This is a genomic window from Pseudomonas sp. NY15181 (assembly GCF_048068055.1).
In the GTDB taxonomy this organism is placed as follows: Bacteria; Pseudomonadota; Gammaproteobacteria; order Pseudomonadales; family Pseudomonadaceae; genus Pseudomonas.
Genome location: NZ_JBLUPT010000017.1, coordinates 71,052 through 82,024 on the forward strand (window position 1 = coordinate 71,052; position 10,973 = coordinate 82,024).

Genomic DNA, 10,973 nt, shown 5'->3' on the forward strand with positions numbered 1-10,973 from the left:
ATTCGCAAGGAGCCAGCGTGCAGAACGATATCCATGACCTGGGACTGGTGCTCGATTCCAGGGTCAAGCTGATCGTGATCGAGTCCTGGGACGAACCCCGGGTCCTGGAAACCCTGACCGGTCTTGCGGTCCGCCGCAGGCTCGACCTGCGGCTCTGGTCGGCGACCGAGGGGCTGCAGCGCCTGGGATTCGGCGGCGAGCCGCAGGGCGAGGGCGACAGCCGCGAAGCGGAAACCGCGCTACGGCTGATCAAGGCCGACCCGCAGCCGACCCTCTACGTGCTTTGCGATCTGCATCCCTACCTCGATGACAATCCCCGCGCGGTTCGCCTGCTCAAGGAAATCGCCATGGCCGAGGGGACGTTCAAGCCCACGGTGATACTGGTGTCCTACGCGCTGAAGCTGCCGGCGGAGGTCCAGCGGTTCGCCGCGCGCTTCGCGCTATCGCTGCCTTCCGAGGACGAGCTGGTCGGCATCGTCCGCCAGGAAGCCACCCGCTGGAGCGAGCGTAACAGTGGGGCGCGGGTGCGCACGGACAACCGCACCCTGCGCCAGGTGGTGAAGAACCTGCGTGGCCTGACCCACGGCGAGGCCCGCTCGCTGGCACGCGGTGTGATCTGCAATGACGGTGCGATCACCCAGGAAGACCTGCCGGAACTCAACCGTACCAAGTTCGAGCTACTCAACCTCGACGGAGTGCTCAGCTTCGAGCACGACACTGCGCGCTTCGCCGAAGTCGGTGGGCTGGCGAACCTCAAGCGCTGGCTCGGAGAGCGGCAGAGCGCCTTCACCGAGGGCAAGGACAAGGACTTGCCCAAGGGCGTGCTGCTGGTCGGCGTGCAGGGGGGCGGCAAGAGCCTCGCGGCCAAGGCTGTCGCCGGGCTATGGGGCCTGCCGCTGCTGCGTCTGGACTTCGGCAGCCTGTACAACAAGTACTTCGGCGAGACCGAACGCAACTTGCGCGAAGCGCTGCGCCTGGCCGACAGCATGGCGCCCTGCGTGCTCTGGGCGGACGAAATCGAGAAGGGCGTGGCCACCGGCGACCAGGACAATGGCGTCAGCCAGCGTGTGCTCGGCACGCTGCTGACCTGGATGGCCGAGCGCAAGGCGCCCGTGTTCATGGTCGCCACCGCCAATGCCATCAACCGTCTACCGCCGGAACTGGTGCGCAAGGGGCGCTTCGATGAATTGTTCTTCGTCGACCTGCCGGACCGTGAGGTGCGCATGGATATCTTCCGTATCCACCTGGCGCGCCGCGAGCTGGACGTGGCGCAGTTCGAACTGGGCGCGCTGGCCGAAGCCGCCGAGGGCTTTTCCGGTGCCGAGATCGAGCAGGCCGTGGTCGGTACCTTCTATGCCGCGCAGGCGCGGCAAAAGTCGGTGGATCAGCCGTTGCTGCTGGAGGAGATCCGGCGGACGGCGCCGCTGTCGGTGGTGATGGCCGAAGAGCTGGCCGAGCTGCGGGAGTGGGCCGACGGCCGCACGGTGCGTGCCGACTGAGTGTGGTTCAGCTGGCCAACGCCATGCAGTTGAGGCGGCCGGCCAGCTTGCGCGTGGCCCAGCGCGGCAGCAGCCGGATGCCCTGCACGAACAGGCGGTTGCGCCAGCCGGGAATGATGATGGCCGGTGCGCGGCGCAGGGCTTTCACGGTGAGGAAGGCGACTTGCTCCGGGGACATGATCCGCTTGTCGTTGCCGACCTTGTCCAGGTGCATGTCAGCGTTGCGGTAGAAAGCGGTGCGGGTGGGGCCGGGGCACAGCACGGAGACCTTGATGCCGCGCTTTCTCAGCTCTTCGCGCAGGCCTTCGGAGAAGTGCAGCACGAACGCCTTGCTCGCGTAGTAGCTGCTCATCCACGGACCGGGCAGCAAACCGGCCATGGAGGCGACGTTGAGAATCTGCCCGCCGCCGCTGCGCTCCATCATGGCGCCGATGCCGTGGCACAGGCGTGCAACGGCGAGGACGTTGAGCTCCAGCAGTTCCTGCTCGCTTGGCCAGTCATGGTCGAGGAAGGCACCCGAGGTGCCGATGCCGGCGTTGTTCACCAGCAACTCGATCTGCCGCCCGCTTTGCTCCAGTTCGTGGAGCAGGCCGGAGATCTGCAGGGGTTCGGAGAGATCGCAGAGGCGGAACAGCACCTCGACGCCGAAGCGCTGCGACAACTCGCAGGCGATGCTGTCCAGCGCATCGCGCTGGCGGGCCACCAGGATCAGCGCCTGGCCGCGGCGCGCAAGGGCTTCGGCCAGTGCCAGGCCGATGCCGCTGGAGGCGCCGGTAATGAGGGCAAAACGAGGCATTCAAAGGTCTCTGTGGCGGGGTGGCGTTCGACCACGCCCGCCACGGGTTGTTGCATTACTGGTCGGTGCTGGCGGCGTCGTCGGAGTCGGCGCCTTCGGTGTCGCCGCTGTTGAACTGGTCAGACGGTGCGGCCGTGGCGGCGGCATCCGGCTCGGCCTGCTCGGACTGTTGGTACTGGGCCGCCTTGGCGCGCTCGACGTACTGCTCGTAACTGGGAATCGCGACGGCGGCAAGGATACCGACTACCACCGGAACGATCACCATGCTCCAGGCCAGAGCTACCACGCCGCGGCTGTTGGGCGGAGGCGGCGGGCCGTAGCGGTTGGCGCCGTCGTTGCCGGGGATCAGCATCATCAGCAGGGGGAACACGCTGCCAACCACCGGGACGATGTTGAGCAGCATCAGCCAGCCCGACCAGCCGATATCGTGCAGGCGCTGGACGCCCATCATGATGCCGACGATCGCGTAGGCGACGAATATGACAGCCGCCAGCAGCATGCCCAGCGTCTGGGAGACCGCAAAGGCGCCGGCCACCAGCAGGAAGACCGGGATGGCGACCAGGAACAGCGCCATGCTCCAGCCCAGGTAACGCACCCGGCCGATACGGCCTTCGCTGGTGAAGGGCTTGAGCTCGCCGAACTCCGGCAACTCATCGCCCACGCGGGCCTGCGGTGGGGCATAGGGAGAAGCGGTCGACGCCCCTGCGGCGGGCGCCGCCGCGCTGGCATTCATCTCGGCCTGACGGGCGACATATTTCTCGATGATGATGCCGCAGGCGCTGCAGTCGCTGGCCTTGGGCTGTACATGCCCGCATTTGGGGCAGGCCATCTGATCGTCGCGGATCGCTTCAGCGGAGGCGCGGCTGGCGAGCGTCGCGTCGCTGGGATGGTCGTCGGTTTCGACCAGGCTCAAGCCACTCGCCAGTTCCTCGGCTTCCTTGCGGGCGTTGGCACCCGCGCCATGCAGGGCGCGTAGGTATTTGTCGGCCTCGTCGTCGGAGAGGTCGCGCTTGAGCACCACCGGCTTGCCGCTGAACAGCGCGTCGATCTTCGACGTGTCGCTCTTGAATAGGCGGGCGAGATTTTCCTTGGCGGTTTCCAGCGGCGTCTGCGGCATCAGCGTGCCGTCGAACACGATCTTGAAGCGGGCTTGGTCCATTGGGGCATCCTTGTCAGCGGGCTGTGGTGAGATCGATACAGCGTAATAGCGCCTTTGGGGGGCAACAAGCGGCCCCGGCACAGATATCGGCAAGTGGTGGTGCTGGTCAGACCAGCAGTTGGCCGGGCAGCGTGGTGCTGCGGGTCAGGGCCTGGCGGTACTCGTTGTCGAGCCGCGCGATGAGTTCCTCCACCGACGGCAGGTCATGGATGTTGCCGACGCCCTGGCCGGCCGACCAGACGGTCTTCCAGGCCTTGGCCTCGTCGCTCACTGGCTTGAGCTTCTCGCCATAGTTGATGTCGGCCTTGTCGGTCAGGCGTTTCAGGTCGAAGCCTGCAGCCTCCAGGCTCTGCCGCATGAAGCTGGCCGGTACGCCGGACACCGCCGGCGTGTGGATGATGTCAGCGGCGCGGGCTTCGAGCAGCATCCGTTTGTAATCGGTGGAGGCGTTGCTCTCGCGGGTGGCGATGAAGCGGGTGCCGAGGTAGGCGAGGTCGGCGCCGAGAATCTGCGCGGCGAGAATCTCATGGCCATGGTTGATGCAGCCGGCCAGCAGCAGGGTCTTGTCGAAGAACTGGCGGATTTCCGCGACCAGCGCGAAGGGGCTCCAGGTGCCGGCATGGCCGCCGGCGCCGGCGGCGACCGCGATCAGACCGTCGACTCCGGCTTCCGCGGCCTTTTCGGCATGGCGGCGGGTGGTGACGTCATGGAAGACCAGGCCGCCATAGCTGTGCACGGCGTCCACGACCTCGCGCACTGCGCCCAGGCTGGTGATGACGATGGGCACGCGATGCTCCACGCAGAGCGCCAGGTCCGCCTGCAGGCGTGGGTTGCTGTGGTGGACGATGAGGTTCACCGCATAGGGCGCTGCCTTGGGGGCGGTGGCCAGGCCCGCCTCGATTTCTTCCAGCCAGGCCTTGAAGCCGCTGCTTTCGCGCTGGTTCAGCGCCGGGAAGCTGCCGACGATGCCGCCCTTGCAGCAGGCCAGTACCAGTTGCGGGGTGGACACCAGGAACATCGGTGCCGCCACCAGGGGAACGCGCAGGCGACGGTCGAGCAGGGCGGGCAGGGACATGGCAGTCTCCTCGGTCGGCAGGGTCAGAAGGGTTTGATCACCACCAGAATGACGATGGCGAGCAGGAACAGGACCGGTACTTCGTTGAACCAACGGTAGAACACGTGGCTGCGGCCGTTCTCGCCGCGGGCGAAGCGCTTGAGCATGGCCCCGCAGGCGTGGTGGTAGCCAATCAGCAGGACCACCAGCGTGAGCTTGGCGTGCAGCCATCCCTGGCTCAGCCAGGCCGGGTTGAGGTAGAGCATCCAGGCGCCGAGGACGATCGTGAGGATCATCGACGGGCCCATGATGCCGCGGTACAGCTTGCGCTCCATCACGCAGAAGCGCTCGTGGCTGGCGGTGTCCTCGCTCATGGCGTGGTAGACGAACAGGCGCGGCAGGTAGAACAGGCCGGCGAACCAGCAGACCACGGCAATGATGTGAAAGGCTTTGAGCCACAGGTACAGCATCGGGACTTCCTCGAATCAGTGATGAGCCGATAGTAGTGGCGCAGTGCAATGGCGTCATCCTCGATGCAGCGGCTCTGCGGGCGCGATCGTTTTCCGGTCTCGCGTCGTGTCGGGCGATGCGCTTGGCAGTGTGTTGATCGGAACTACAAAACCCCGGGCCGACGGAATGGTCGACCCCAGGCGGATTCGCTCTGTTCAGCAGGGGCAGCGGCTCATATCATGGTTGCCCCTGAATTTGGCCCCATAGGTGGAGTGACAGGTAGATGATCAAGGTCGGTATCGTAGGTGGTACGGGTTATACGGGCGTGGAACTGCTGCGCCTGCTGGCACAACATCCCCAGGCACGCGTCGAGGTGATTACCTCGCGTTCCGAGGAGGGCGTGAAAGTCGCCGATATGTACCCGAACCTGCGAGGCCACTATGACGGCCTGGCCTTCAGCGTGCCGGACGTGAAGCGCCTGGGCGACTGCGACGTGGTGTTCTTCGCGACCCCCCACGGCGTGGCCCACGCCCTGGCCGGCGAGCTGCTGGCCACCGGTACCCGGGTGATTGACCTGTCCGCCGACTTCCGCTTACAGGACGCCGAAGAGTGGGCCAAGTGGTACGGCCAGCCCCACGGCGCGCCGGAGCTGCTGCCCGAAGCCGTCTACGGCCTGCCGGAAGTCAACCGCGAGGCCATCAAGTCCGCGCGCCTGATCGCCGTGCCCGGTTGCTATCCGACCGCCACCCAGCTCGGTTTCATCCCGCTGCTGGAAAATGGCCTGGCCGATGCCAGCCAACTGATCGCCGACTGCAAGTCCGGCGTCAGCGGCGCCGGTCGTGGCGCCAAGGTCGGCTCGCTGTTCTGCGAGGCCGGCGAGAGCATGATGGCCTACTCGGTGAAGGGCCACCGTCACCTCCCGGAAATCAGCCAGGGCCTGCGCCGCGCCGCGAAAGGCGATGTCGGCCTGACCTTCGTGCCGCACCTGACTCCGATGATCCGTGGCATTCACGCGACCCTCTATGCCCGCGTCGCCGACCGTGGTGTCGATCTGCAGAAGCTCTATGAAGAGCGCTACGCCAACGAGCCGTTCGTCGACGTGATGCCGGCTGGCAGCCATCCCGAAACCCGCAGCGTACGCGGCGCCAACGTCTGCCGTATCGCCGTGCACCGTCCGCAGGGTGGCGACCTGGTGGTGATTCTGTCGGTGATCGACAACCTGGTGAAGGGCGCGTCCGGCCAGGCGATCCAGAACATGAACATCCTGTTCGGCCTGGACGAGCACATGGGCCTGTCCAACGTCGCGCTGCTGCCGTAAGGAAAAATGCCGCGGGAAGCGGTCGATTGATCTGGACCAAAGGATGTGTCGGATTAGTTGACCGTTTTTCTGGGGTAAGCGGATAATAGCCCGCAATGTTGTAACGTACGGCCTCGGCCGGGAGAGTTGTCACCATGACCATCGAAACCTTCACCCCCACTCCGCTGGTGTTTTCCCACGGCGCTGCGACCAAGGTGAAGAACCTGATCGACGAAGAAGGCAATCCGCGATTGAAGCTGCGGGTGTTCGTCACGGGCGGTGGCTGCTCGGGCTTCCAGTACGGGTTCACTTTCGATGAGGACACCGCGGACGACGACACCATCGTCGAGCGCGACGGCGTCAGCCTCGTGGTCGATCCGATGAGCTTCCAGTACCTCGCGGGTGCGGAAGTGGACTACCAGGAAGGCCTCGAAGGTTCGCGGTTCGTCATCAAGAACCCGAATGCAGCGACCACCTGTGGCTGCGGTCAGTCCTTCTCGATCTGATGCCGTAGTAACGAAAACGCCGCGCAATTGCGCGGCGTTTTCGTATGTGCGGTCGACTCAGGCGGGGTAGAGCGCGCCCAGAATGCGCGGCCCCTGGGCGGCGGTGACTTCCGGGCAGTTGCCCGGCAGTCGTTCCAGGAACCGATGGGCCAGCCAGGCGAAGGCCATGGCCTCCATCCACTCCGGCGGTACGCCACGGTCGATGCTGCTGATCACGTTGGCGCCGGGCATGTGCGCGGCCAGCCGTTGCATCAGCGTTGCGTTGAAAGCGCCACCACCGCAAACCACCACTTCCTCGCACCCGGGCTGCGCATCCAGCAGCGCGGCGGCAATGCTGTGTGCCGTCAGCTCCAGCAGGGTCGCCTGTACATCTTCGGCCTTCACTGGGCTGTGATCAGCCAGAACCGAGGTCAGCCAGTTCAGGTTGAAGCGTTCGCGGCCGGTGCTCTTCGGTCCCCTGGCGGCAAAGAAGTCGTCCGTCAGCATCTTCCGCAGCAGTGCCTGGTCGATGCTGCCGCTGGCGGCCCAGGCGCCATCACGATCGTAGGCTTCGCCCCGTTGTTCCTGAATCCAGGCGTCCAACAGCACATTGCCCGGACCACAGTCGAATCCGCGCACGGGCTTGCCGGGGCTGAGCAGGGAGACGTTGCTGAAGCCGCCGACGTTGAGGATCGCGCACTCGCGGCTGTCGCTGCCGAACAGGGCCTGGTGGAAGGCCGGGACCAAGGGCGCGCCCTGGCCGCCGGCAGCGACGTCGCGACGACGGAAGTCGGCTACTACATCGATGCCGGTCAATTCGGCGAGCAGTGCCGGATTGCCGATCTGTACGGTGAAACCCAGGTGCGGCTCGTGGCGAATGGTCTGGCCGTGGCTGCCGATGGCGCGAATAGCGCTGGCGTCCAGCTTCTTGCGGGCGAGGAGTTCATTGATGCCTTGGGCTGCCAGATGGACCCAACTGTTTTCCGCGAGGGCGGAGCGGGCGATTTCGTCAGGGCCGGAGGAGCAGAGCGCCAGTAGATCGGCGCGAAGGGCCGGCGGCATGGGGAGGTAATGGGAAGCGAGCAGAGTGGTCTGCTCGCCTTGCTCGATCAGGGCGATGTCCAGTCCGTCGAGACTGGTGCCGGACATCACCCCCAGATAGAGCGGCATGGCTCAGCGCTTGTTCATGGCCAGGAAGGTCGCCTTCTCCTGGTCCATGCGAGCCATCAGCGGCTGGGTCTGCGCGAGGAAGCGCTTGCGCTCCGGACCGCTCAATGGGTCGGCCGTCGGCAGCTTGGCGCTAAGCGGATCGACGTGCTGGCCGTTAACCTGGAACTCGTAATGCAGGTGCGGACCGGTGGCCAGACCCGTCATGCCGACGTAGCCGATGATCTGGCCCTGCTTCACCGCCGTACCGGAGCGGATACCCTTGGCGAAGCGGCTCATGTGGCCGTACACGGTGCGGTAGCTCTGACCGTGCTGGATCACCACCGCATTGCCGTAACCGCCCTTGCGGCCGGCTTCGAGGATCTTGCCATCGCCGGTCGCCTTGATCGGCGTGCCGATCGGCGCTGCGTAGTCCACGCCCTTGTGTGCCCGGATCTTGTTCAGAATGGGGTGGAAACGCCCCATCGAGAAGCGCGAGCTGATGCGGGCGAAGTCCACCGGAGTACGGATGAACGCCTTGCGCATGCTGCTGCCGTCGGCGCGCAGATAGCTGGTGTTGCCCTGCTTGGTGGTGTAGCGCACCGCGGTGTATGCCTTGCCGCGGTTGACGAAGCGGACTGCGAGGATGCTGCCGGTGTCGACCTGCTTGCCGTTCACCTGCTGGGACTCGTAGATCACATCGAACTCGTCGCCCTCGCGAATATCCTGGGCGAAGTCGATGTCGTAGCCGAGGATGTTGGCCATCGACATGATCAGGTCGTGGGACAAGCCTGCGCTCTTGCCGGCGGCGAACAGCGAACTATCGATACGGCCGTGGGCATAGTTGGCGTGCACCGACGGCTTGACCAGGTCACGCTTGAAGTCATAGCCCTTGGCGGACTTGCTCAGGCTGATGGTCTCCATATCGCTGCGCTTGACCTTCAGGCCCTGCAGGTCGCCCTTGGCGTCAATGAGGAAATCCACGTCCTGGCCGACATCGAGACGAGTGAACTGCTTGGCGTCCTTGTTGGCGGCAAGCATGTCGTGCACGGCGTTTGCCGGCAGGCCGGCCTTCGCGAACACGTTGGAAAGAGTGTCGCCCTTGCCCACGGTCACGCTCTTCCACGCAGGTTCTGCGGGGGCGGAGGGGGAGGGGTGTTTGCTCGAGTCGGCGAGATCGTTCTTCTTGTCCGCGTCTTTTCCGGCGCTGTTCTGGTTATCGGACGAACCTTCTATCTGTGCAAAGGGAGAAGAGCCGTCGTCTTCCGTGACCGGGTTGGGTCGAAGATCGTCTTTTTCCTGAATGATGCGGTCGGTGCCGCTCTCCAGCTCCAGATTGAGCGTGGTCTTCTTCGCCTCGACCTCGGCCGAGGGGAACACCAGCAGAGCCAGGCTGAGGAGCGCTGCTACACCGCTTGCGGCCAGCAGATGGCTCTTCGGGTAGTACGGCGCTTTCTGATCGGATTGCGTCATGGCGTGAGTGGTGTTTTGGGAATGTGAAATAACTGCCTAAAATATAACCAAATTCCTTCAGAGGCAACCCTGCTGACGGCCTTCTGACGTCCTGTCCTCTGGCGCCGGGCAAAACTTGTTTTTAGTGCCTGTTCTTGTATCGTTGGTTCCCTTTCGAAACTCGCAACGTACAGGAAACTGCAATGAAGTCGGTCCAAGAGCAGCTGGCGCTGATCAAGCGCGGAGCGGACGAAATTCTCGTGGAGGCCGAGCTGGTCGCCAAGCTCGAGCGCGGTCAGCCCCTGCGTATCAAGGCCGGCTTCGACCCGACCGCCCCCGATCTGCACCTCGGTCACACCGTTCTTATTAATAAGCTGCGCCAGTTCCAGGATCTGGGGCATCAGGTGATCTTCCTGATCGGTGACTTCACTGGGATGATCGGTGACCCCAGTGGGAAGAGTGTTACCCGTCCCCCCCTTACTCGTGAGCAGGTTCTCGAGAACGCCGAGACCTACAAGGCCCAGGTTTTCAAGATCCTCGACCCCGCGAAGACCGAAGTAGCCTTCAATTCCACCTGGATGGACCAGCTTTCCCCTGCCGACTTCATCCGCCTGGCGTCCCAGTACACCGTTGCCCGCATGCTGGAACGCGATGATTTTAGCAAGCGCTATGCCAACAACCAGTCCATCGCCATTCACGAGTTCCTCTATCCGCTGGTTCAGGGTTACGACTCGGTAGCGCTGCGCGCGGACGTGGAACTCGGTGGCACTGACCAGAAGTTCAACCTGCTGATGGGACGTGAGCTGCAGCGTGCGTACGACCAGGAGCCGCAGTGCATCCTGACCATGCCGCTGCTGGAAGGCCTGGATGGCGTGAAGAAGATGTCCAAGTCCCTGGGCAACTACATCGGTATCCAGGAAGCGCCGGGCGTCATGTACAGCAAGCTGGTCTCCATTCCGGACACCCTGATGTGGCGTTACTTCGAGCTGCTCAGCTTCCGCTCCATGGAAGAGATCGACGGCTTCAGGAAGGATGTGGAGGCTGGCGCCAACCCGCGGGACATCAAGATCAAGCTGGCCGAGGAAATCGTTGCGCGCTTCCATGGTGAAGAGGCTGCCGCTTCGGCGCACAAGTCCGCTGGCAACCGCCTGAAGGATGGTGAGCTGCCGGAAGACCTGCCTGAAGTGGAGGTTGCTGCGGCGGAAGACCTGCCGATCGGCGCTGTCCTTAATAAGGCGGGCCTGGTGAAGAACTCCGCAGTCGCTCGCGACCTGCTGTCTTCCGGTGGCGTGCGTGTAGATGGTGAAGTCGTGGATCGCAGCTTCGTCTTCAAGATCGGCGCTAACCACGTCCTGCAGGCCGGTAAGAAGGCTTTTGCGCGCGTCTCCCTGGTCGCCGAGTAAAGAAAGTTTAAAGAAGTCGTTGACGGGTCTTTTTAAGTCCCTATAATGCGCACCACTCCCAGCGACGAAGCGCTGAAAGAGCTTGAAAATCAGGCACTTACAGATGTTCGAAGTTGAGAGTGGTGGTCCGGCAGGTGAATCGCTTGCCACTTTTCCTTCGCTGCTCCGGCGGTGAGTCGAAAAGAAGATCGCCGAGGTGCTTGACAGTGATCCTGATCGCTGTAGAATGCGC

Annotated in this window: 10 protein-coding genes; 4 read left to right on the top strand and 6 right to left on the bottom strand. The window is 64.1% G+C overall.

Translation table 11 applies throughout. From position 1 onward, the window contains the following. Nucleotides 1-17: 17 nt before the first annotated feature. Entirely contained in the window at nt 18-1,499 is a 1,482-nt protein-coding gene (locus tag ACNFBT_RS26395; RefSeq protein WP_416753693.1) for an AAA family ATPase, read from the top strand. Between the two features lie 7 nt (nt 1,500-1,506). Here ACNFBT_RS26395 and ACNFBT_RS26400 read toward each other — a convergent pair whose 3' ends face one another. From ACNFBT_RS26400 to hemJ, 4 genes are all read right to left on the bottom strand, one after another. Next, nucleotides 1,507-2,295 carry an SDR family NAD(P)-dependent oxidoreductase gene (locus tag ACNFBT_RS26400; protein WP_416753695.1) on the bottom strand — a complete coding sequence of 263 codons (789 nt, stop codon included), beginning with the start codon at nt 2,293-2,295 and terminating at the stop codon, nt 1,507-1,509. A gap of 55 nt (nt 2,296-2,350) precedes the next feature. Next, on the bottom strand, nt 2,351-3,454 hold the full coding sequence (locus ACNFBT_RS26405; RefSeq protein ID WP_416753697.1) for a DUF805 domain-containing protein: 1,104 nt from the start codon (nt 3,452-3,454) through the stop codon (nt 2,351-2,353). 106 nt (nt 3,455-3,560) lie between these two features. Beyond that, the gene (locus ACNFBT_RS26410; RefSeq protein ID WP_416753699.1) at nt 3,561-4,529 is read right to left on the bottom strand and encodes an NAD(P)H-dependent flavin oxidoreductase; all 969 of its coding nucleotides are present in this window, start codon (nt 4,527-4,529) and stop codon (nt 3,561-3,563) included. Between the two features lie 23 nt (nt 4,530-4,552). After that, nucleotides 4,553-4,975 (bottom strand): protoporphyrinogen oxidase HemJ, encoded by a 423-nt coding sequence (hemJ, locus tag ACNFBT_RS26415; RefSeq protein WP_416753713.1) that lies wholly within the window; start codon nt 4,973-4,975, stop codon nt 4,553-4,555. A gap of 266 nt (nt 4,976-5,241) precedes the next feature. On the opposite strand from hemJ, the gene argC reads away from it, so the two are divergent. Together argC and erpA are read left to right on the top strand one after the other, a co-directional pair. Continuing rightward, nucleotides 5,242-6,276 (top strand): N-acetyl-gamma-glutamyl-phosphate reductase, encoded by a 1,035-nt coding sequence (gene argC, locus ACNFBT_RS26420; protein ID WP_416753701.1) that lies wholly within the window; start codon nt 5,242-5,244, stop codon nt 6,274-6,276. Between the two features lie 134 nt (nt 6,277-6,410). Further along, nucleotides 6,411-6,761: an iron-sulfur cluster insertion protein ErpA gene (erpA, locus tag ACNFBT_RS26425; protein WP_015475300.1), complete on the top strand. Its 351-nt coding sequence runs from the start codon at nt 6,411-6,413 to the stop codon at nt 6,759-6,761. 57 nt (nt 6,762-6,818) lie between these two features. Here the strand turns inward: erpA and ACNFBT_RS26430 are convergent, their stop codons facing one another. Together ACNFBT_RS26430 and ACNFBT_RS26435 are read right to left on the bottom strand one after the other, a co-directional pair. Continuing rightward, entirely contained in the window at nt 6,819-7,910 is a 1,092-nt protein-coding gene (locus ACNFBT_RS26430) for an anhydro-N-acetylmuramic acid kinase (RefSeq protein WP_416753703.1), read from the bottom strand. Nucleotides 7,911-7,913: 3 nt separating this feature from the next. Continuing rightward, complete coding sequence (locus ACNFBT_RS26435) at nt 7,914-9,359, bottom strand: peptidoglycan DD-metalloendopeptidase family protein (RefSeq protein ID WP_416753705.1); 1,446 nt, start codon at nt 9,357-9,359, stop codon at nt 7,914-7,916. A gap of 182 nt (nt 9,360-9,541) precedes the next feature. Between ACNFBT_RS26435 and tyrS the strand changes: the two genes are divergently transcribed. Beyond that, the gene (gene tyrS / locus ACNFBT_RS26440; RefSeq protein WP_416753707.1) at nt 9,542-10,741 is read left to right on the top strand and encodes a tyrosine--tRNA ligase; all 1,200 of its coding nucleotides are present in this window, start codon (nt 9,542-9,544) and stop codon (nt 10,739-10,741) included. Nucleotides 10,742-10,973: the final 232 nt, after the last annotated feature.

Bases quoted from the DNA above. Each gene is read 5' to 3' on its own strand.
- ACNFBT_RS26400 (WP_416753695.1), bottom strand. From the start codon at position 2,295: ATGCCTCGTTTTGCCCTCATTACCGGCGCCTCCAGCGGCATCGGCCTG.
- ACNFBT_RS26405 (WP_416753697.1), bottom strand. From the start codon at position 3,454: ATGGACCAAGCCCGCTTCAAGATCGTGTTCGACGGCACGCTGATGCCG.
- ACNFBT_RS26435 (WP_416753705.1), bottom strand. From the start codon at position 9,359: ATGACGCAATCCGATCAGAAAGCGCCGTACTACCCGAAGAGCCATCTG.
- tyrS (WP_416753707.1), top strand. From the start codon at position 9,542: ATGAAGTCGGTCCAAGAGCAGCTGGCGCTGATCAAGCGCGGAGCGGAC.
- ACNFBT_RS26430 (WP_416753703.1), bottom strand. From the start codon at position 7,910: ATGCCGCTCTATCTGGGGGTGATGTCCGGCACCAGTCTCGACGGACTG.
- ACNFBT_RS26410 (WP_416753699.1), bottom strand. From the start codon at position 4,529: ATGTCCCTGCCCGCCCTGCTCGACCGTCGCCTGCGCGTTCCCCTGGTG.
- erpA (WP_015475300.1), top strand. From the start codon at position 6,411: ATGACCATCGAAACCTTCACCCCCACTCCGCTGGTGTTTTCCCACGGC.
- argC (WP_416753701.1), top strand. From the start codon at position 5,242: ATGATCAAGGTCGGTATCGTAGGTGGTACGGGTTATACGGGCGTGGAA.